This window comes from Pseudovibrio sp. Tun.PSC04-5.I4 (assembly GCF_900104145.1).
Classification (GTDB): Bacteria; Pseudomonadota; Alphaproteobacteria; order Rhizobiales; family Stappiaceae; genus Pseudovibrio.
In genome coordinates this window covers 3,345,915-3,367,568 of sequence record NZ_FNLB01000006.1, presented here as the reverse complement: position 1 = coordinate 3,367,568, position 21,654 = coordinate 3,345,915, and the positions used below count along the sequence as shown (strand labels likewise).

The following is a 21,654-nucleotide window of genomic DNA, read 5'->3' as shown; positions in this document are numbered from 1 at the left end:
TCTCCTGCGTTTGTTAGCCCCTTAGTCGCGCAGGAATGATCACTTTGTCAATCAGCTCTGCCATCTCAAGCACATGCCAATCGGTTCCAGCCTTGCCAAATATCATAAGTCCTGTTCCCGGCTTCCCTGGTGAATGCATGGGAATTGTCGCCGCACAGCCGTCAACCCAATTCACTGCCCGCGTATTTTGAGAGAGCGGGGCACCAAATTTCTCGAGGCCGGTTTCCACATCTTCCAACAATGGCGCAATGATCGGAACTGTTGGCGCAATAAGAACATCAAACTTCCTAGACATTTCCTTAAAAGCACGAATTGCATCTGCCCGCTTTGACCGAGCCTCCTCAGCTTCTTTACTGGTCACATCAGCAGCTCGCAAAATTTTCGCAACAACATATGGATCTCCCTGCTCTTTCAAGCCCTCAAGGTATCCTCCAACCAATGCAGTCGTCTCATAACTACAGATAAAGTCGAGAGATGTAGAGCAATGCAAAAGCATCGGTTCCGAGACTGAGGCAATCACCGCTCCAGCATCCCGTATAGCCTGCATGGCTCGGTCAAAATCTGAACTCACTTGTACATCCAACCCATCAGCCATAGGCGAAACCACGAGCCCAACGTGTAATCCATCAAGGCTTTTCACATTCTTAGGTGCTGGACACTGCCCCGAGAGAACCGCATGAAGCCGGGCGCACATATCGATTGAACGCGCAATCGGGCCAACGCTATCGAAAGAAGGGCAGATGGACAAAAGGCCTTTGGTTGCAGTGGTTGCACGCGTCGGCTTAAATGCATAAAGGCCATTCAATGCTGCTGGGATACGGACGGAGCCTCCGGTATCTGTCCCAATCGCTGCACGACACACACCCAATCCCACACTCGCAGCCGCACCTGATGATGATCCCCCGGGAATACGCAATGGATCACTGGTATTGGGCGGGTTTCCATAGTGAGGATTCAATCCGAGACCCGAATAGGCCATCTCACTCATATTAGTCCGGCCAAACGGAACGGCTCCAGCTGCACGCAATTGAGAGACAATCTTTGCATCTTCACAAGCAGGAGAACGGTTCCGCAAAAACGCAGACCCCGCGCTTGTGACCACGCCTTGTTCATCAATCACATCTTTGATGGAAACCGTTACGCCATGAAGCGGCAAATCCCTGTGAAACGCCTTTACGTTTTCATCCGCCTGCCGAGCTTGTCGCGCAATGCGGGCTGCATCGAACTCGATAAATACCCGTTCGGGAAGCCCATCAGGAAGATCCATCACAAGATCAATACATCGCCGAGCCTTGTCTTCCGCCTGAAAGAAAATGCGGTTGTCTGGAGTTGATCTGTAACTGTTACTCATCAGTTGCTTCCTACAAAAAGATACCGATACAGAACGGTTCTCGCCATTTTTGCAGCAAAAAACAATCAGATGTATCAGGAAGACCTACCAGTCTCTTAATTCAGCCCTGAAAACAAAAAGGGCCCACCGGTGAAACCCGGCGAGCCCGCATCAGATAATGGTCGTTTAGATTAGCGTTTTGGCTTGTTAAACGCAGCGGCTAAAGCTGCTGCCATTGCATTGTTATCGCCGCTCTTTGCAGGTTGGGAGGCACCACTGCTACCGCTTCCTCCGCGAGGACCGCCGCCGCCACGGTTTCCGCCATTAGGACCACCGCTAGGGCGACCACCTTGCCCACGTTGTTGCTGCTGGTTACCACCGCGATCAGCTTGACGCTCACGTGCATTTTCACGCGCGTCAGCGCTATCTTTGCGCATGGTCAGGCCAATACGCTTGCGCGCCACATCAACCTCAACAACACGCACATTGACGATATCGCCTGCTTTAACCACCGTATGCGGGTCATCAACAAAACGATCAGCTATTTGCGACACATGAACCAAACCATCCTGATGCACGCCGATATCAACGAAGGCTCCGAAGTTAGTCACATTCGTAACTGTCCCTTCAAGCATCATGCCTGATTTAAGATCCTTAATAGTCTCAACACCATCTTGGAAGGAGGCAGTCTTAAACTCAGGACGAGGATCACGACCCGGCTTTTCCAATTCAGCAAAGATATCCTTCACTGTTGGCAACCCAAACTTCTCGTCCGTGAACTCTTTCGGATCCAGATTACCCAAAACAGTGGAACCCATGATCTCGCGTATATCGCGACCGCAAGCTTTGACGATCTTCTGCGCCAAAGGATACGCTTCGGGGTGAACAGACGATGCGTCAAGCGGGTTGGTTCCGCCAGAGATACGCAGGAAGCCAGCACACTGTTCATAAGCTTTCGGACCAAGCCGTGCGACTTTCAGCAATTCCCTGCGATTTTTGAAAGCTCCAACCGTATCCCGGTAGTCAACAACAGCTTTTGCAAGGCTGTCGGACAAGCCGGAGATGTGTGCGAGCAACGGCGCAGATGCCGTATTGAGATCAACTCCAACAGCGTTCACAGCGTCTTCAACAACACCGTCCAGTGACCGCGCCAGTTTAGTCTGGTTCACATCATGCTGATACTGTCCAACCCCGATGGATTTAGGTTCGATCTTCACCAGTTCCGCCAGTGGGTCTTGCAAGCGTCGGCCAATAGAAGCCGCACCGCGAAGCGACACGTCCACATCCGGCATCTCTTTCGCGGCAAGGGCAGAAGCGGAATAAACCGATGCACCTGCCTCATTCACCATCACCTTAGTTGGGCGGAACTCTGTCGGGATGTCCTTCAAAAGATCGGCAGCCAGACGATCCGTTTCACGACTAGCAGTCCCGTTACCAATAGCAATCAAGCTCACCTGATGTTTGGCAACCAGCGCTTTCAGTGTCACCAAAGAACCCTGAATGTCATTACGTGGCTGGAACGGATAGATCGTCGCGGTATCAATCAGTTTGCCCGTGGCATCAACTACTGCAACTTTAACACCAGTCCGAATACCGGGATCAAGGCCCAGCGTAGCATGTTGCCCAGCGGGCGCAGCAAGAAGCAAGTCTTTCAGGTTACGAGCAAAAACCTTGATGGATTCTTCTTCGGCACGATCACGCAACTCACCCATCAGATCCAGCTCAACATGAAGCCCAATCTTGACCTTCCATGTCCAGCGAACAACATCAGACAACCATTTATCAGCGGAACGACCATTGTTCTGAATACCAGCAGCGTCGGCAATCATCCGCTCAACAGGTTTAACTGCTGACACATCGTCTTCATCAACCTTCAAGTCCAGCGCCAGAATACCTTCATTCCGTCCACGTAGCAGGGCTAACGCGCGGTGGCTTGGAATGTTCTTCCAGTTTTCCGAGTATGTGAAGTAATCAGAAAACTTGGCGCCGTCCTGCTCTTTACCTGCAACAACGGAAGCGCCAACAACACCTTGCCGAGCCACGTAACCACGTAGCCTGCCGACGAGCTGAGCATTCTCAGAGAACCGTTCCATTAGGATCTGACGTGCGCCATCAAGCACGGCCTTGGTATCTGCAAAGCCCTTCTCTGCATCTACAAAGCTGGCAGCTTCACTTTCCGGTGTTTTGTTAGGATCACCAAGCAGCAGATCAGAGAGCGGCTCAAGCCCGGCCTCACGTGCAATCTGTGCCTTAGTGCGACGCTTCTTGCGGAATGGCAGATAAAGGTCTTCGAGCGTAGATTTGCTATCAGCACCTGCAATCTGTTTCGCAAGCTCATCCGTTAACTTGCCCTGCTCATCAATGGATTTAACAATCGCTTTGCGGCGATCTTCCATCTCACGCATGTAGATAAGACGCTCATCAAGAGTACGCAACTGAGTGTCATCCAGACCACCCGTCACCTCTTTACGATAGCGAGCAATAAACGGAACCGTAGACCCCTCATCCAGCAACTGCACCGTCGCATTCACCTGCCCCGGCTGGCATCCAATTTCTACAGCAATTCTCTGGGAAATACGAAGAGCCACATCGGCAGGAATCTTACCAGCCTTCTTGGCAGGAGATGAAACGGTAACAGAGGTCAGATCAGACATTCAGTACTCGTGATGCTGTTAAAACTAAGAGACCACACTAGGTCTCGCAAACTGGCGAAACTAGGACAAATACCAAAATACGCACAAAGAAAATACCGCATTCACAGAAAGCGGCATTTAAGAATTCGAGGGTTAACTACCGCACCACGGTAATTGTCTTCGCTGCTCGGGTGACGGCAGTGTAAAGCCAGCGTGTCTTATGCTCGCGGAACGCCCAGCTCTCGTCAAACAAAACCAGATTATCCCACTGAGAACCCTGCGATTTGTGGACTGTCAACGCATAGCCGTAGTCGAATTCATCAGCCCGGCGGCGAATGGCATATGACAGCTGATCTCCACCCTCCTCAAACATGGCAGGCAGCACTTTTACCTTAATGGCGGCCTTTGCAAAATCATCATCAGATTCCACATCAAACCGAAGAGTGTTACCGCGTGGTGGGCGAAGTCGTTTCACATTCCACAACCCGCCATTTAACAGGCCTTTGGTCTTGTCGTTCCGCAAGCAAACCAACTTATCGCCAACAGCGGGCATTTGCGTTGTAAAGCCTTTCAGCTCACGGATGCGATTGTTGTACAAGCGGCGTGTTTTGTTGGTCCCAACAAGCACCTGATCGGCAGAGAGGATCATTTCCTTATCAATATCTCGTCGGGAGATAACAGAACTCTCGCCATATTGACCAAAATCCAACTCCGCACCCTCGCGAATATCCATAGACATACGCACGATTGGGTTGTCTTTCGCCTGACGATGCACCTCGGTGAGCATAATATCAGGCTCAACCTCAGTGAAATAACCACCACCACGAACGGGCGGCAACTGCGCCGGATCACCCAGAACCAGAACCTTCTTGCCAAATGAAAGCAGATCGCGACCCAGCTCTTCATCCACCATAGAACATTCATCAATGATGATCAGATCTACTTTTGCAGCAGGGCTGTCGCGATTAATTGCAAACTGTGGGCCATCATCATCGTCTTCCTCGTCTTTCTTCGTGCCACGAGGTCGATAGATCAACGAGTGAATGGTTGATGCGTCTGCACACCCTTTTTGGCGTAACACATGAGCAGCTTTACCCGTAAACGCTCCAAAAGCGACATCACCGTCAATGCCTTCAGCTAAATGGCGAGCAAGAGTGGTTTTGCCAGTTCCTGCATAGCCGAATAAACGAAACACTTGTGATCCGCCAGTAGAGCGAAGCCAACGGGCTGTTTCTGAAAGCGCCTCATCCTGCTGCGGAGACCAATCCATTCCCGACCACCTATAATTACTAATTCAACAAAACTGACTAATAAACGAAGCTGACCGGAAACGCCCCCGTTTTCTTAAAAAGGTCAACAGGACACTCCAAATTGAACGAGCAAAACTTACGTGGAATTCAACTGCAAGCGGTAGACCTGCTGTGAGCAATCAATTTTGGAGCACTGCCTATGCCTTTGTGGAAAGCAAATAATTGCGCAAACCCTGATATTTACGCGACTGCCCGCGCCGTGGAAGGCTTGGCAAAATTCAAGATACCAGAAACTGGCATGGCTCCAGAAGAGGCCTATAATCTGGTTAGGGATGAGCTTTATCTGGATGGCAATGCCAGACAAAATCTCGCAACGTTTTGCACCACTTGGGTGGAAGATGAAGTTCACAAACTCATGGCAGATTGCATCGACAAAAACATGATCGATAAGGATGAATATCCGCAAACTGCTGATATTGAAGCCCGTTGCGTTCATATAATAGCAAACCTTTGGAATTCACCAGAAGCAGAAGAAACCATCGGTTGTTCAACAACTGGATCTTCTGAGGCAGCTATGCTGGGCGGGCTTGCGCTGAAGTGGGCTTGGCGCGATCGCAGAAAGAAAGAGGGCAAGCCCTTCGATAAACCTAATATCGTCTGTGGTCCTGTTCAGGTTTGCTGGCACAAGTTTGCCAAGTATTTCGATGTTGAGCTTCGCCAGATACCTCTTAGCGAGGGCTCACTCCATATGCAGCCAGATCAGCTCAAAGATTACGTCGATGAAAACACTATCGGTGTTGTGCCAACGTTGGGCGTCACGTTTACCGGTGTTTATGAGCCTGTCAAAGAGATCTGCACTGAACTGGACAAGCTGCAAAATGAAACCGGCGTGAATATCCCTGTCCACGTAGATGCAGCATCAGGGGGCTTTGTCGCGCCCTTCCTTCACCCAGAGCTTCTTTGGGATTTTAGGTTAGATCGCGTTAAATCCATCAACGCCTCTGGTCACAAATTCGGACTGGCTCCACTGGGTGTTGGTTGGGTGATTTGGCGCGATAACGCCGAACTTCCGAAGGATCTCGTGTTTAATGTCGATTATCTAGGCGGCAACATGCCAACGTTCGCCCTCAACTTTTCTCGCCCGGGTGGTCAGATTGTAATTCAGTACTACAATTTCATGCGCTTGGGATGGGCTGGCTACAGAGGGATCCAATTAGCCTGTGCGGAGAACGCTCAATACCTCGCTGGAAAACTGGAGGACTTGCCTGAACTGGAAGTTCTGTACGATGGGAAAGGGGCTCTACCTTGCGTGTGCTATCGTCTCAAGAATCCAAATAAGGCCCATTACACGCTCTACGATCTATCAGAGAGAGTCCGCATGAGTGGATGGCAAATCGCATCCTACCCCCTCCCCGCAGATATGGAAGAAACCGTTGTGCAACGGATCATGGTTCGCCACGGAGTTTCCCACGACGCAGTAGATCAGCTCTTTTTAGACATCCGCAAGGCGCTGAATTATTTGGATAAAAACAACATCAAATGGTCTGATGCAGGTCCAAGTTTCTCTCACGGATAGAACCCGTGAGAGACTACATTACTAAAACTTAGGCGAGCTGCTGTAGCAGCTCCGCCAAGTACTCCGGCTCATCAAGGTGGTTGTCCACCATGAGCTCCAGTTCTTTGTAAGTTGCCACATAATGAACCGCGCCCATAAGCGCGCGTGCTTCATCACTGCGGGCTGCAAGCGGATGGGAAGATCCCTGCAAGCCTTTGAAGTAAGCATCTACAAACGCATCACCAAGAGCATCATCAATTTCACAAAGGAATGGGTAAACACTCGCGACATCGTAGATAGGCAAATCCCAGCGGCATTCATCCCAATCCAGAATACCTGCCAGCTCGCGAGTACTTTCATTCACCAGAACATTTGGTGGGCCAAAATCTCCGTGTACCAGATGCTTCGTGTCATCCAAAACGCTCAGAGATGTCAGAGCAGCGCTTAAGGCCGCCTCTATATCTGCCCAATATTGAACCGACAGAAATTTGCTATCGAGGCTGCTGGCAGCATCCATCTTCCCAAGTGAAGACGAAAGAACCATCCCAGATTTCAGAGAGCTTTTGTCAACGCAGGGACGGGCCTCCTCTGCAAACCGAAACTCATCACGCCTCTCCCAAAGCTTGATGTGAAGGTTAGCAAGGGCTAGTCCACTTAAGGTGCAAGTTTCAGCCTCGTCTAGAGCAGGCGTTACACCTTCAATATACTCGAACAAGCTGTAGTGTGCACCTTCCACCTCAGTCACACGTTGCTGATTGACCCCATAAAGAGCCTTTGGTACCGTGCAATCGACCATGTTTTGTAAAAGGTCTAAACACTTTATTTCAGAAAGAATCTGATCTTCAGTACGGTTCGGATTAAAGCGACGAAGAACAACTGGTTCTTCTCCTTCAAGCTCTCCAAACCAAGTTTCGTTGGTGTGCCCCTCGCCGAAAGATACCCATTTGGTGGTTTCCGGCAGACCAAAAGCTTCGTCTAGCAGTTTGATTTCTTGTTTATTCATCTGCATCCCCCATTAACTTGCCCCCATTGTCGCAACAATGTCTCTCAGTGCAAATCGCGTATTTCCGTCTCGTCCGGTCACGCGCTCAGCATTCAACATTGAATTCACGATAGCCTCTTCTGTAGCTTCACAAACGGCTCGAAACACCCTGTCAATTCGACGCTCATCCAGTTGTTCCACTGAATGCGTGCGTTTCCGGCTTTTCATGTCCACAGGATCAGCTGTTGTAAACGCCAAAGCTATATCCCCACTCCCATGACCAAGGAATGAGCCAGTCCGCGTAAGTCCAACAGAAGTTCGTCGCGCGACTCTGGTCAATTGCCGTTCACTCAAGGGAAGATCTGTCCCAACAATCATGATGATCGACCCTTTTTCAGGTCCGGCTACGTCAGCTTTGATAGCATCTTCAATCGCAGGCCCAACGTGCTGCCCAGCACAGATAAAATCGGGTAAGCGCCCCATGTTGGAAAGAACCAAAACACCAAGATGATAAACAGACTTGCCAAGCTTCACTTGCCGGGAAGAGCTACCTATTCCTCCCTTAAGCCCAAAGCAGGACATCCCACGTCCAGCCCCAACAGCACCTTGTTCAAACTCTTCAGATGCCAAAGAGAGGGCTTGAGAAACATGTTTTGGGCGAACAGAAAGAGCCGTGATGTCATTTAAGAAGGCATCATTGCATTCAAAGACAACCGGATTAATCGTCGCTAAGTTCGATTTTATTTCCGGTGTTTTCTCCACTGTGTATCGAACGAGGCCCTCACTCACGGCCCCCACACTCAGGGTATTCGTCAGCACGATGGGTGTTTCCAGCTCACCAAGCTCTTCAAGCTGCACAAGGCCAGTGCTCTTGCCATAACCGTTCAATACATGAGAGGCCGCTCGGATACGGAGATGATACGGGTTTTGATCATGAGCTGTGATCGCTGTTACACCGGTCTGACAATCACCATCGGTAAGCGTTACATGACCAACTTTAACACCCGGAACGTCACAAATCGTATTTCGAATGCCCTTCGGCATACTGCCAATATTCTTAGTCTGAAACAGTTCACTCTCTAGCACGCTCGCCTCCCAGTAATTCTTTACCCGGTACTCCTAAATCACCCCATAAAGGCAAACAACCAAACGACACCACCTTGCACCATTAATTCTCAGAGCGACCGGCAGATCACACAATATTGGTTGACCAATTACATCTTCAAAAATATAAACTAGTAAAACTGGCAAACATTCCAATCGGTAACATGAATCACAGAAGCCGGATTAATGAAACTCTGAGGAACCAACTCATGGCAATACTCAGAGAGTATCAAGAAAGTGGTTCACCAATTATCTGTTCCCGTATTCCCACACAAAGAGTACGCACAACCCTACTGCCCGTACCCTGCTTCAACCACTAGGTTTTCAGCCAACAGGTTGTGAGCATTGAATGCTGACCATAAAGGCGGACTGCACAACGGAATATGCCTCTGCATTTTGTTGAGCAAGTTTGTTCCCGGCGACGATTACCGCCGCAAGCCGCCTTGAACATTGAGGACAAATATGACCGCAGAAATCATCAGCTTTGGGGAACCACTGTTCGAATTCAATCAGGTAAAGGAATACTCTGGAGCAGGCCCCAATTATTTATCCGGCTTTGGCGGAGATGGCTCTAACTTTGCCTGTTGCGCAGCCCGTCAGGGTGCAAATGTAGCCATTCTCACCCATCTGGGAGATGACGTATTCGGCGATAAGTTCATTGATCTTTGGAAGAACGAAGGCGTCAAAACCCATCTGGTGGAACGAAACTCCAACGCACCTACCGGGATCTACTTTATTTCTCACGATGAACGTGGTCATCATTTCAGCTTCGCGAGAAAAGGCTCAGCAGCTTCAGTTATCACACCAGATCAGCTACCTGTTGAGGCAATCCAGAATGCAAAACTACTCCACACCACCGCAATTACACAGGCAATTTCAACAAGTTCATGTGATAGCGTATTCAAGAGCATAGAGATTGCGACAGAAGCTGGAACCCTGAGTTCTTTTGACACTAACTTGCGTCTCAAGCTTTGGGATCTCAACCGCGCCCGCGGTGTCATTCATGAAACCGCTCGCCTGGTTGATTTCATCATGCCAAGTGTGGATGAAGCAGAGGTTCTCACAGGCCTGTCTGACCCAGATGAAATTTGTGACTTTTACCTCAAACTGGGCTCCAAAACTGTCATCCTGAAGCTCGGCAAGGACGGTGCCATGTATGCCACCGCAACTGACCGCAAACGTGTTGCAGGAAATCCAGTCGAAGCTCTGGATGCAACCGGCGCAGGTGATTGCTTCTCAGGTGCATTCTTCAGCAGCATCATTCAAGGCAAATCTCTTGAGGACAGCCTGAAATACGCGAACGCCGCAGCAGCGCTGACAACACTAGGATATGGCGCAATAGCCCCGCTCCCTCGCAGAAATCAGGTTGAAACCTTCATGAAAGAACGAGGCGTTTCTTAAGCAGTAAATCAAAAGAGCTCGTAGGATAACCGTCGAGCTCTTTTCCTATTTAAACTGATCACCAAAGAAACCGATGTGGTTCCGCATTTCACGGCGCGCGCCTTCCACATCACGTGCTCTGATCGCATCAAGAATAGCTCTGTGCTCTTCAATTCCATGACGGCGCGCAAACTCGGGAAGTAGAGGGTAGAGACCCTTACTCATATTCATCCCAACCAAAATTTGCGGCTTCATCAGCCCATAAACAGCTGCTGCATAATCATTCTTGGCTGCATTCACGACAGCCGTATGAAAGCGCATGTCGCCATCAATCGTACCTACGGAATCTAGTCCGCCACTATGAATTTGCTCAAGAGCAGCGTCAAGCTCATCCATTTCCGATGCAGTCCAACGTTCCGCAGCAAGTGCAGCCATCTCTCCCTCAAAAGCCATCCGCGTTTCCTGGCATTGGATGACATCCCCTATGCCCGAAATTGCAAACTCACCAAGGGTCGGCACTGAAGATGCTGGTGTAACATGTTCTTTAATTACAAAACTGCCGGACCCGCGAATGGTCTTAATGTACCCCTCTTTACGCATGCGTTCCATCGCACCACGCACAACAGGTCTGGACACACTATACCGCTCGCATAACGCATTTTCTGTAGGCAGCTTCAACCCTTCAGGAAATTCCCCAGAGTCAACCGCTCCCTTCATCTTGCCATAGACGGCGTTTGAGAGATTTGCTGGACGGGCCACCGCTCGCACTCCAATTTTTTTGTTATTCTTAAGCTCTTTGCAGGCTATTTTCCGGAGTTATTTTACAACAGCAACTGATAGCTAACAAGCTTGCCACCCTAACAAGGGTTTTTCCGGGATTTTGGGACAGAAACTTGAATTAATACCAATAATAACAGTATGTTGAAAGACATGGAGGCATCGAACTATAAGCGAACAACCGTGTCTTCTAATCAAACTGCGACATTATGTAGTCTGCTTATTTATAAAGATCACGCCTAATATATCTCTATGGTTTCGGGGTGAGTCCATAAACACCAGGAAGGAGTTATCATGCGCCAACTTCCTTACAAGGCAATCCAGAGCGGTGCGGCTGACATTGGGGGCACATTGATCGTCACCAGCATTCTAGCCGGTGCATTCTATCTGATCTTCACACTTATCTAGTTCCCACCAAACCACTCGGCCGGTAGCCGCAATCTTACGTGTCGAAAAGCAGGGGGTTGTCCGCATATATCGGTCAGGCATAGAACTCTGCGCTGGTTGTTTCCTGCAATATGCAGCATCTTCAACGCAGATAGTCCTGTAACCTGCTGACGAGTCCTTCATGATAGACGTTCTTCAACTTAGTCCTTACGCGCCTGACGAGATCAATGTGGAATTGCAGGACCGCTTTGCTCTCTTCAAGTACTGGCAGATCCGTGAAGATGAAGATCTACTCTCACAAATTTTACCTCGGATCCGCGTGGTGGCAACCAAAGGTGACATAGGTTTGGACGGCGATTTAATGGCCGCCCTTCCTAACCTCGAACTCATCACGGTGTATGGAGTGGGGTTCGATAAAATCGATCTCGATCAAGCCAAGAGTCGGGGTATTAAAGTGACAACTACTCCTGATGCGTTGACAGACGCAGTTGCAGACCATGCAGTAGCCTTGGCACTGGCCTCTACGCGCAGAGTTGCGGAAGGTGATAGCTTTATCCGCCAAGGCAAATGGCTTGAGGGCAAGTTGGGTATCGGCCAAAGTCTGCGTGGAAAAACCTTGGGTATTTTGGGGTACGGACGCGTAGGCCAAAGAGTGGCCAAAATCATGCGTGATGCTTTCGATATGAGGGTTCTGTATTGTGACCGCAGCCAAAACGATAAGCGTGATGGAGGTTACCGATCCACTCCTTTGGAACTTGCAGCGGAGTCAGATGTTTTGGTCTTGGCCGCCTCTGGCAATCCAACAACGAAAAATATTATAGATATTAATGTCTTAGAAGCACTTGGCCGTACCGGCTTACTCATTAATATTGCTCGCGGTTCGCTCATAAATACTCAACATCTAATTTCTGCACTTGAAGCAAGAAAATTGGGCGCGGCAGCATTGGATGTATTCCCGGATGAGCCCAATGTGCCCAATGAACTGATTTCATCGCCCTACACAACTCTCACGCCGCATCTCGCAAGTGCCACTATAGAAACCAGACTTGAGATGGGCAGACAAGTAATTGAAAACATTTCATCTTGGCATCAAAAACGAGAAGTATTTAGCCAGTTAAATTTTTTAAAAACTTCTACTTCATTCAAATTTACCTAAATAAAATAGAATTATTGCGCAAAATTCCAAATTCTAATGTCAAACTTATTTGGAAAAAATGCATTTGATACATAAAGTAAATTCATGTCTTTAAAGAAATCTAAAGTCACAGCTTCAGATATTGCAAAAGCAGCAGGTGTTTCTGTTGCAACAGTTTCAAATACCATAAATGACACTGGCCGAATGACCGAGGAAACGAAGGCGCGCGTCAAAAAAGCGATGCGTGACCTCGGGTTTGTTCGAGATTACAACGCTGCAAAACTCAGATCAGGGCGCTCTCGTTTGATCGGCGTTCTTCTGCCCGATATTTCCGTGCCATTTTATGCTGAATTCTCGACAACATTCGAAGCTGAACTCTCCAGTCATGGCTATCTGTCCATCATCGCTAATATTGGAGAAGACAGAACCCGCCAACAAACCCTCATGGAAGAAGTTATCGGCCATGGAGTTGCCGGTATCGCCATCAGCCCGAGCGCCGGTTCCAGCCGCTCTGATTTTGATGTTGCCTGCACAAGAGAAATCCCAGTGATCACGTTTAGCCGGGAAATTGAAGGCCTGACGTTGGATTACATCGGCTCCAACAACTACCTCGGTGCTCAAATGGCAACCAGGCATTTACTGGAACAGGGGCACCGGAAATTCGCAATGATCGCCAGCTTGCAAGATACGATGCCGGGACGCGAGCGAAAGCGCGGCTTTTGGGAAACGCTCCAAGCTGCAGCAATTCCAGAGGACGACATCACAATATTACTCAATGGGGTCAGTCGGGAATGTGGACGTCAGTCAGCGCTCGAACTGATTGAAAATCAAATCGAGTTTACCGCACTGCTATGCCACAACGATCACGTTTCTGTCGGCGCGGCAGCAGAACTGAAAAAAGCAGGCAGGGTGATCGGAGAAGATCTTGCGCTTGTCGGCTTTGACAATCTGCCCGAAGGCGAGGCTTGGACACCTCCACTTTCATCAGTGGAGATGTACCCAAGAAAAATCGGTAAGGACGTTGCCAATCTCTTGATCAAGAGACTGGAAGGCGATGCATCTGCACCAAAAACACAGAGATTGGAGCCGCATTTGTTAGTTCGCGACTCCTCAACATTTAAGCTTTAACCCGCATTCAAGTCGGACGAGGCTCATCCCATAGGTTTTCCCAGGTGTATGGGCTTCCCGGCAAGAAGCACTCCTCACCTGGCACGAACCGATGATTGCGATCGAGTTGTTCGATCTGCGACATGTCATGTTCATCCAGCAGATAATCCATCGTCGCCAGGTTCTGGGCCAAGCGCTTTTCACTGCCTGACTTCGGAACCACAATAACGTTGTTCTGAATAGCCCACTTCAGCAGGACTTGTGCTGTCGTCGCCCCGTGCTTCTGCGCGATCTCCTCAATCATTGGATGAACCAGCAGTACGTCCTTCTTCTGGTCTTCTGTCAGATCTGCAGGAATACCGCGTCCCAACGGCGCGTAGGCTGTCACAGCAATGTTGTGCTGCAAGCAATACGAGCGCAGATCATTTTGCTGAAGGAACGGATGAAGTTCAACCTGATTGACTGCAGGAGTAACCCGCGCATCCAAAATCAGTTCTTCCAGTTTTTTCGGACTAAAGTTGGAAACACCGATAGAGCGCGCTAATCCCTCGTCAAAACATTCTTCAAGCGCATGCCACGTGTCTTTGAGAGGAACCTCATCCAACGAGTAATAATCCTCTGCTTTTTGAGGTTTATGAATCCCCGCCTTCAGCGCAACAGGCCAATGCATCAGGTAAAGGTCGAGGTAATCAAGCTGCAGATCGTTCAGCGCATGTTCCAATGCACCGCGAACATCCTCAGGTTTGTGGAAGCTGTTCCAAAGTTTTGACGTTACAAACAAGTCACCGCGCTTAATGCCATCTTCTTTCATAGCATCAGCAAGTGCAGCCCCTATTTCCGCTTCATTTCCATAAAGCATCGCACAGTCAATGTGGCGGTATCCGGCTTTTAGGGCAGCACGGATCGCTGGATAGGTTTTACCTTCTCCAAACTTAACGGTGCCAAGGCCGAGCATCGGCATCGGATAACCAGAGGAAAGTGTTTTTGAACGCATGATGCCCCTCAACAAAAGAAAAAACCTGCCAGCAAACGCCAGCAGGTTTTCATATAACTAAAACCGAACCAGATAAATACCAATTACCAGTTCAACTCATGGATTTATCGTGATCGAGCAAAACACTCTTAAACGACATATTTATTTAGAACTTCCAAAGCTGCCAATTTCCGTGAGATGTCACCACCCAGCCATTGCTCAAAAGCGCCAAGAACTTTCTCTGGAGAATGACAACGCAGGCAAGCCGCTGCACTTGGAATGAGCACACCGCCCTCCATCTGAGCAGCATCAAAGATATCATTCAAAGCATCAAAGTCAGGGCTTTTTCCCATCAAATCCAATGCTGTTACACGCAAGCGACGGCGCGGGTTTTTGAGGTAACCGCGAATATCAACTACGCCGCCTTGCTTGCCAGCGAGAGCACTCAGCGCAGATGCTGCAACTCCATCACTCTTGTCCTTCAGCGCTGCTTGAACAAACTTTTCCGCATCAGCATTCTCGGAGCGACCAAGCAACTCAACTCGCATAGCACGCACGGAATTGTCATTTTCCGGAGGCAGTTCCAGAATATGCTTTACAGCATCTTCAGAGAGCGTCAGGCCGTTCTTGGTCAAGTGTACGAGACTCTGACTGGCAGCAAACCGAACCTGCATCTCACGGTCAGAAAGAGCTGTCACCATCCCGTCGATCAGCTCAGGACGTTTTGCACCACCACAGATACGCAACGCAAGTAAGCGAATATCCAAAGCTGGATCATCAGGGCGACCTGGAATAACGCGCTTTTTCTCAATGGTCTCATTGGCAAGTTCTAGGAAATGCATATCCTTCTTGCCGAGTTCAACAGGCTCTTCCGCAAGCTTTGCAATTTCTTCCTCGGTGTTCAAGATCGCACCAAGTGTAGATCCTGGGAAAGCCGCGACGCTTTCCGGGAGATCCTCAGCACTTTCAATTGCATCTACGAGCAAAGTCTCTGTCGACAAATTATCGGTGTCTGCGGGAACTTCGGCTTCAATCTCAGGTGCGTCAACAACCTCTTCTGCAACGCTTGGCTCAACAATATTACCTTCACGGTCGAGTTGGACACGTGGAGGTTTATCGTTGCCTTTACCGTTGTTACCAAGGGCAGAGGCATCTTTTTCCTTGGCACTATCAAGGATGTCCTGCTCATGCGCTTCAGGCATCAACTTACCAGAAACAGCCCAAACCAGTTGGACAGCTGCATTATCGGCAATATCACCTTCACCTTCTGCCAGTTTTGCCAATGAATTCAGGGCGGCAAGACGGATCTCCTGCTCTGAACTTGTGACATGATCTAGCAGCAGCTCCAGCCCTTCAACACTTGGCTTGATGCCATGCAACACGATGAAGGCCTTCGCTACGATTGGATCTTTGCGCTGTGTCGAGATCTCCTTCAAGAGCTCCGCAGCTGCTTCATCTTCCAACTTGCCAAGCACAGGAACCAGAGCAGCGATAAACATATCACTTGCGCCGCGCACAGAACGCTCAACGCGCTCAATCAGCTCTTCTGGATTAGATATCTCGATCTCTGCCAGTCGGCCCAGCGCCATAACACGAAGAGTTTCTTCTTCGTCCTCAAACGCCACAGCTTCCAGCTTGGAATAGGAAATGTTTTCTGGGTTTTTCAACGCAAGTCGGCGCATCTGTGGTTCACTGTCAGCAAGCAGAACCGCCAGATCAGCTTCCCCACCACGTTCAATAAGCACTTCTGCAGCAACAACCCGCACATCAGGATCTGCATCCGCAAACAGAACCCGCAGGATGTCCCCTGCCCGCTCATCCCTAGCCAAAACCAGAGCACGCGCTGTATGTTCCCGCACACGTGCAGAAGCATCTGTTGCAAGTGTCGCCAGCTCTAACAGACCTGTAACACCCATCTCAGAAAGCGCCATGGTCACTTCAGGCCAAACTTCCTGACCAAACGGATCGCGTGCAGTTTCCAACAGAACCGCAGATGCAGCTTCGCACTTCAATGTTCCAAGAGCGAGCATGGACTTACGCTGGACATCCAGCCAATCATCCCATTCTGCTCCGTTCCCATCCCACGCGACATCATCTTCACAGCGATCTTTGGCAAGCTTGGTTAGCCATTCTTCAGCCAACGAACCACCAGCAATCGCCAGTCCTTCAATTGCTGATAGCTTCACCTCAAGAACCGGATCGTTCTGCAGGCTCCACAACAGAACCTGCGCATCAAGACCAGCGCGTGCATTGACGATTGCTTCAATCGCATCACCACGAACATCTTCATCGTCATCACGCAACGCATCTGCTAGCGCTGTCCGCGCAGCAGAACTGCCAAATTTTCCAAGAGCTTGAGCGGATAGGCACTTTTCACGCTCTTCGCCATTAGCAAGTAACTCACACAGAATTTTGACAAGTTTTTCAGTAGCTTCAGTTTGCTCAACAGCAAAACCCTGACCCAAACGGATGGTGGAAACCGTCATGATTGGCTTTTCTCCTCAAGTCCACTTCTGCAAAAGGGCCTGCTTGGCAAGCCCCTTTGCACAAACGGAAGAAGAACTGGCGGAAATATCCCGCCAGTTCCAGATTTCCTATGCAATATCGCGTCGTGCGAAAGACATAGAGCGGAAGCTATTCTTGTATGGGGATGTCCCGATCTTTTTGACCCGGCCAACGCCCATCTTGTAGTTATAGTTTCCGCTGATCCAATCAACCACACGTCCAGAAAGCGCGTTCGCTGGCTGAGCAGTATGCAAGAAGTCCATGTAGAGCATGCCCTTCTTCAGCGCAGGGGTAACAATTGCTACCGCCGTAACTGCTGCTTCAGTCATGTCAATATGGCCAGCTTCCATCAGCTTGGTAAAGGTAAAGTCATCACCTTCCACGCCAACAGTGGTGTCTGTCTGAACCGGAATACGGTCAGAGTAGAGCATCACGTAGTCACCGCTTTCAATACCGCGCTCAGCTGCATCTTCCGGGTGGATTTCTACCCAGTTTTCAGGCCAGCGCTGTACGATGTATGGACGACGACGGTCATCATAACCAGACTGCCAACGTTCGTTAATACGACCGGCAGTAACCCAAAGCTCGTCCTCTTTCGGCTTCATCCATGCCCAGTAATCGGAGAACAAGCTCCAAGGGCTTTTCTGGATGTTACACTTACCCGTTTGGGAATTAAAGTGAGTGAGCTTTTTGTTAAAGCGGTTGTATCCGTCTGGACCTGTTTCAGGCAGTTCACGAGTGGTGTCGTGCAGGCGCTTGGTTCCCTCAAGGGTTCCATCTTCCAACATAACAACCGGGCCCTGAATACCGTCGGTTCCAAATTCAGCAAACTTCTGGTGAAGAGTTTTGCCCTCTTTCTGCGCAGCAACCTTGACCATGAAGAAGTCTTTACGGCTACCACGAGAGAAGCGAGCAGCTTCTTCGAGTACTTCATTGGAATTTTTCCAATCGTACCCTTTGAAGCCCATTTTCTTCGCAAGATTTGCAACGATCCACCAGTCAGGCTTAGCCTCACCCGGAGCATCGTAGAATTTTGGATACAGGCGCAGGCGGCGCTCACCGTTTGCACGGGTGAAGTCCTCTTCACCCCAACCAGAAGCTGGGAAGACGATGTCTGCGTAGCGTGCACCAATCGGATCTACAAGGTAGATATCCTGGTTCACGACAACCATACCACCACTGTCAACGCGAGCTTTCAGTGTGTCGATGATAGTCTGCTTGTCGTAAGAACGGATCTGATGCGGATTTTGCACAGTCAGTTCTTCGAATTTAGCAGCCAGAGACTGGGAACCACACATGGCTTGAATCCATGTAGTCCCAATCACGTGCGCAAAGCGGGTGTGACCACTCATCAGATACCGGTCGGTATCCATAGCGCGACGACGACGACCTGGAAGCTTCTCAGGAGACTTGTTGCGTGGGTATGAACCACCCTTCAAGCCACCACGTTGGTGACCACCTGCACGGCCAATAACCTGACCTGGGCGACCGCCACAGCCACTGATAATACCAAGCGAAGAAATCGCATTGGTGTTACCCGTGTTGTTGGACCAGTAGAAGCCTTTCTCGATCATGATGGATGTCTTAGGACGAGACCCATCTTCACGAGGTTTAGCCATCCACTCAGCAGCCTTGTAGATCTTCTCTACATCGATCTGTGCAGTTTCAGCGGCAGCAGTTGGTTCAAACTCATCCTGAGCCATCAGCCATTTGACGAAGTCATCAAAGCCATTGGTCTGGAATTTGCCCCAAGTCGTACGCCACTGCCAAGGAGTGTTACGCGTACCCTGACCGAAGCCTGAGGAGCTTTCCCACTTGTTGTTGACCCAGTCACGAATCCATTCAGCATCCTGCCAACCGTTTTCAACGATCACACGAGCAATCGCATTCACAACGAGAAGGTCAGTACCAGGCTGGATGTCGAGCCACAAACCACCATTCTTCTCTGCATAAGCCACACCAGCAGTCCGGCGCGGGATCATGAAGATAGCCTTCTGACCGTTCTGAATGGCTGGCATGATCCAGTCAGTAAACAGAATGGTTTTGGACTCGTATGGATCAGTACCACAAATCAGCAGTGTCTCGGCATCTTTCCAATCCTGATAGGATGGACCGAAGTTATCGAAACCTGCATCACGGAAGCCCGGTGTAGATGTTACATCAGACGGCGTGTCGTGGAACGTGAAGTTTGCGGTGTTAACAGAACGCAGCGCGTACTTGGAGATCGCGTAGGTGTTCTCCATGTAGCCGTAGGAGAAAGTCTTCACACAGAAGGCATTCTCGCCATGCTTTTTGATGGTGTACTTACCAACTTCAGCAGCAACTTCCAGTGCAAGATCCCATGTGACAGGCATCAAAGTGCCGAACATACGGATCATTGGCGACTTCAGACGGTCCCGAGTAGGTGTCTGAGGGTTGTAAACCTTCTTCGCCAGTGCACCACCACGAATGGAGGAGTTACCATTGACGTTGACGTGTTTGGTGTCCTTATCAGGAATGATAATGACGTGGTGTGGTTCGCCCTTGTGCAGCACAATATTGTACTGGTTAGGAGCAACCCACGCACCCAACGGATCAACCGGGAAGTCAGCACCGAAAGCATTTTCTTCAGCTTTAGGGCCACCAACTTTACCAGCCTTAACAGGCCAGCGGTAGATCTTGTAACCACAAGCCACGATGCAATAATCGCAAGCCGTAGTCAAAACATCAGCATCTACCGGTGGCAGAGGGATGTTTGTATCGGGAATATAGTAGGGAGTTGACATGGTATTTCCCCTCCTCAGCCCTTGAGATTGTCGTAGCGGCCATAAATCAGACCAAACATGCCAACGGCGTAAACATCGTCACCGTCAACTTCGAGCAGGACCTGTGGCAGACTCTGGTAAGCTTGACCAGAAATGAAGATGCCGTGACGGGTCAGATCAAAAGTGGTCAAATGCAAGGGGCAAGGGCCCAGCGCTTTATCGCTTTTTTGATATGTACCCTGAAGCGGGCCGCCCTGGTGCGTACAAGTGTAGTTAAACGCTACAATGTCCTTGTCTGCACCAATGCCACCACCAGCTTCTTTACCCAGCTTCACAATCATAGATTCGGCGTAAGCGCCTTCATCCGGATAGGTGAAGTCGAGCGGCTCATCGACTTTCAATTCTGAAAGCTTACAAATGAACTTACGCTCATAGGTGGAGACCATTGCTGGCACCTTCGCAGACGAAGGACCAGACTTAAGAGCCACCATAACCGTAAAGGTTGAGATACCGGAGGTCAGCAGGAACTGACGGCGTGTCATTACACAACGCTTGCCAGTCTTAGCAATTTCCTCAGGGCCGTTAACGACCTCAATCATCTCAGGAGAGACGGACTTCGGTTGATGTGTCATCTCCATCTCCTCTTAATTCGTTTCAACCGGAAGCGGCTCATATTCAGGAATATCAGGCACTTCCATTACAAATCGCTCACCAGAGAAGCTCTCAACAAACGCGACCAGATCAGCCTTTTCCTTCTCATTCAGGTTGAGAGGCTTAAGCAGTTTGGATTTGTTTTTAGAGAACTCGTTAGTGCCACCACCCTGATTGTAGAATTCAACTACATCTTCCAGAGTTTCCAGCATGCCGTTGTGCATGTAAGGAGCGGTGTACTTGGTGTAGCGCAGAGATGGCACACGGAACTTACCGAGGTCAGCTTTTTCCTTCGTTACGAAGTAAAGGCCCGGATCATCCTTCCACTTGCGATAATTCTCTTCCGTCGAGCCTTTTGCGTACAGCTCAAAGCGGAATGAGATTTGTGCAATTTCGTCAGTTTCCCAACCATCGTACGCCGGAACGCCCAGATTGTAGTACTTCTGATTAGAAACAAGCGCACCACTGTGACAGGTAGAACATTCAGCCTTACCGGTGAACAGCTCCATACCGCGCTTCTGCTCTGCACTCAGTGCATCATCATCGCCGCGCATGTAGTTGTCGAACGGAGTGTCTTTCTGAATGATCGTACGCTCAAACGCAGCAATCGCCATGTAGGCATCACGAATACGTGGATACTCGGTGCCAAACACATCTTTAAAGCGTTCACGGTATTCAGGAACAAACGCAAGACGCGTTTCCATCATATCGTCTTCACCATTACCAGCAACACCACCACGAGCAGCGGTGCGGGCTTCAGCTTCCAAAGACTTGGAAACACCAGTCCAGAACAAGTTACCGTAGTAAGCAGTGTTCATGATGGTTGGTGAGTTACGCCAGTGTGTTGTGCCCGGGTAGCCCAGAGAGATCTTGTCTGGGAAATCCCAACCAGTTTCAGGCAGGTGACATGCAGAGCATGGCATTGCGCCGTTACCGGACAGACGTGGATCAAAGAACAACAGTTTGCCAAGTTCCGTCTTTTCAGCGGACATTGGGTTATCTGCAGGGATCGGAGGATCACCTAATGGTGCCAGATCCGTAGGACGTTCAGTAGCAGTTGCTGCTGCAGTCATCACGGCAATCGAAACGCCTGCAAGGGTGACTGTGCGAACTGTCTTAACAATAGAATTAATCATAGCAG

General features: G+C 49.7%; 15 protein-coding genes. 4 read left to right on the top strand and 11 right to left on the bottom strand.

All coding sequences use genetic code 11. From position 1 onward, the window contains the following. Positions 1–13: 13 nt before the first annotated feature. The 3 genes from BLS62_RS20965 to BLS62_RS20955 form a co-directional block, all read right to left on the bottom strand. A complete protein-coding gene (locus BLS62_RS20965; RefSeq protein WP_208991002.1) occupies positions 14–1,351 on the bottom strand; it encodes an amidase family protein in 1,338 nt (445 codons plus the stop codon). Positions 1,352–1,521: 170 nt separating this feature from the next. Continuing rightward, positions 1,522–3,984: a Tex family protein gene (locus tag BLS62_RS20960; protein ID WP_093185294.1), complete on the bottom strand. Its 2,463-nt coding sequence runs from the start codon at positions 3,982–3,984 to the stop codon at positions 1,522–1,524. A gap of 136 nt (positions 3,985–4,120) precedes the next feature. Next, complete coding sequence (locus BLS62_RS20955; RefSeq protein WP_093185291.1) at positions 4,121–5,233, bottom strand: ATP-dependent DNA helicase; 1,113 nt, start codon at positions 5,231–5,233, stop codon at positions 4,121–4,123. A gap of 179 nt (positions 5,234–5,412) precedes the next feature. Between BLS62_RS20955 and BLS62_RS20950 the strand changes: the two genes are divergently transcribed. Next, complete coding sequence (locus BLS62_RS20950; protein WP_093185287.1) at positions 5,413–6,789, top strand: glutamate decarboxylase; 1,377 nt, start codon at positions 5,413–5,415, stop codon at positions 6,787–6,789. 28 nt (positions 6,790–6,817) lie between these two features. On the opposite strand, the gene BLS62_RS20945 is transcribed toward BLS62_RS20950, so the two are convergent. Next, entirely contained in the window at positions 6,818–7,771 is a 954-nt protein-coding gene (locus BLS62_RS20945; protein WP_093185282.1) for a phosphotransferase enzyme family protein, read from the bottom strand. Between the two features lie 12 nt (positions 7,772–7,783). After that, positions 7,784–8,836, bottom strand: coding sequence for a DmpA family aminopeptidase (locus BLS62_RS20940; protein WP_244283604.1), 1,053 nt, complete (start codon positions 8,834–8,836; stop codon positions 7,784–7,786). Positions 8,837–9,316: 480 nt separating this feature from the next. On the opposite strand from BLS62_RS20940, the gene BLS62_RS20935 reads away from it, so the two are divergent. Continuing rightward, positions 9,317–10,255 carry a sugar kinase gene (locus tag BLS62_RS20935; protein WP_093185274.1) on the top strand — a complete coding sequence of 313 codons (939 nt, stop codon included), beginning with the start codon at positions 9,317–9,319 and terminating at the stop codon, positions 10,253–10,255. Between the two features lie 45 nt (positions 10,256–10,300). Here BLS62_RS20935 and BLS62_RS20930 read toward each other — a convergent pair whose 3' ends face one another. Further along, entirely contained in the window at positions 10,301–10,993 is a 693-nt protein-coding gene (locus tag BLS62_RS20930) for a FadR/GntR family transcriptional regulator (protein WP_093185271.1), read from the bottom strand. 586 nt (positions 10,994–11,579) lie between these two features. Here BLS62_RS20930 and BLS62_RS20925 point away from each other — a divergent pair. After that, complete coding sequence (locus tag BLS62_RS20925) at positions 11,580–12,554, top strand: 2-hydroxyacid dehydrogenase (RefSeq protein WP_093185267.1); 975 nt, start codon at positions 11,580–11,582, stop codon at positions 12,552–12,554. A gap of 84 nt (positions 12,555–12,638) precedes the next feature. Further along, the gene (locus tag BLS62_RS20920; RefSeq protein WP_093185264.1) at positions 12,639–13,661 is read left to right on the top strand and encodes a LacI family DNA-binding transcriptional regulator; all 1,023 of its coding nucleotides are present in this window, start codon (positions 12,639–12,641) and stop codon (positions 13,659–13,661) included. 7 nt (positions 13,662–13,668) lie between these two features. Here the strand turns inward: BLS62_RS20920 and BLS62_RS20915 are convergent, their stop codons facing one another. The 5 genes from BLS62_RS20915 to BLS62_RS20895 all read right to left on the bottom strand — a co-directional run bounded on the left by BLS62_RS20915 (position 13,669) and on the right by BLS62_RS20895 (position 21,649). Then, complete coding sequence (locus BLS62_RS20915; RefSeq protein ID WP_093185259.1) at positions 13,669–14,634, bottom strand: aldo/keto reductase; 966 nt, start codon at positions 14,632–14,634, stop codon at positions 13,669–13,671. 128 nt (positions 14,635–14,762) lie between these two features. Then, positions 14,763–17,099 (bottom strand): HEAT repeat domain-containing protein, encoded by a 2,337-nt coding sequence (locus BLS62_RS20910; protein ID WP_093185255.1) that lies wholly within the window; start codon positions 17,097–17,099, stop codon positions 14,763–14,765. Positions 17,100–17,207: 108 nt separating this feature from the next. Further along, a complete protein-coding gene (locus tag BLS62_RS20905) occupies positions 17,208–19,883 on the bottom strand; it encodes an arsenate reductase (azurin) large subunit (protein WP_093185250.1) in 2,676 nt (891 codons plus the stop codon). A gap of 14 nt (positions 19,884–19,897) precedes the next feature. Beyond that, positions 19,898–20,494 (bottom strand): arsenate reductase (azurin) small subunit, encoded by a 597-nt coding sequence (locus BLS62_RS20900; protein ID WP_208991001.1) that lies wholly within the window; start codon positions 20,492–20,494, stop codon positions 19,898–19,900. Between the two features lie 12 nt (positions 20,495–20,506). Continuing rightward, positions 20,507–21,649 carry a cytochrome-c peroxidase gene (locus BLS62_RS20895; protein WP_093185245.1) on the bottom strand — a complete coding sequence of 381 codons (1,143 nt, stop codon included), beginning with the start codon at positions 21,647–21,649 and terminating at the stop codon, positions 20,507–20,509. Positions 21,650–21,654: the final 5 nt, after the last annotated feature.

Bases quoted from the DNA above. Each gene is read 5' to 3' on its own strand.
- BLS62_RS20895 (WP_093185245.1), bottom strand. From the start codon at position 21,649: ATGATTAATTCTATTGTTAAGACAGTTCGCACAGTCACCCTTGCAGGC.
- BLS62_RS20900 (WP_208991001.1), bottom strand. From the start codon at position 20,494: ATGACACATCAACCGAAGTCCGTCTCTCCTGAGATGATTGAGGTCGTT.
- BLS62_RS20960 (WP_093185294.1), bottom strand. From the start codon at position 3,984: ATGTCTGATCTGACCTCTGTTACCGTTTCATCTCCTGCCAAGAAGGCT.
- BLS62_RS20935 (WP_093185274.1), top strand. From the start codon at position 9,317: ATGACCGCAGAAATCATCAGCTTTGGGGAACCACTGTTCGAATTCAAT.
- BLS62_RS20945 (WP_093185282.1), bottom strand. From the start codon at position 7,771: ATGAATAAACAAGAAATCAAACTGCTAGACGAAGCTTTTGGTCTGCCG.
- BLS62_RS20915 (WP_093185259.1), bottom strand. From the start codon at position 14,634: ATGCGTTCAAAAACACTTTCCTCTGGTTATCCGATGCCGATGCTCGGC.
- BLS62_RS20920 (WP_093185264.1), top strand. From the start codon at position 12,639: ATGTCTTTAAAGAAATCTAAAGTCACAGCTTCAGATATTGCAAAAGCA.
- BLS62_RS20965 (WP_208991002.1), bottom strand. From the start codon at position 1,351: ATGAGTAACAGTTACAGATCAACTCCAGACAACCGCATTTTCTTTCAG.
- BLS62_RS20905 (WP_093185250.1), bottom strand. From the start codon at position 19,883: ATGTCAACTCCCTACTATATTCCCGATACAAACATCCCTCTGCCACCG.
- BLS62_RS20955 (WP_093185291.1), bottom strand. From the start codon at position 5,233: ATGGATTGGTCTCCGCAGCAGGATGAGGCGCTTTCAGAAACAGCCCGT.
- BLS62_RS20925 (WP_093185267.1), top strand. From the start codon at position 11,580: ATGATAGACGTTCTTCAACTTAGTCCTTACGCGCCTGACGAGATCAAT.
- BLS62_RS20950 (WP_093185287.1), top strand. From the start codon at position 5,413: ATGCCTTTGTGGAAAGCAAATAATTGCGCAAACCCTGATATTTACGCG.
- BLS62_RS20910 (WP_093185255.1), bottom strand. From the start codon at position 17,099: ATGACGGTTTCCACCATCCGTTTGGGTCAGGGTTTTGCTGTTGAGCAA.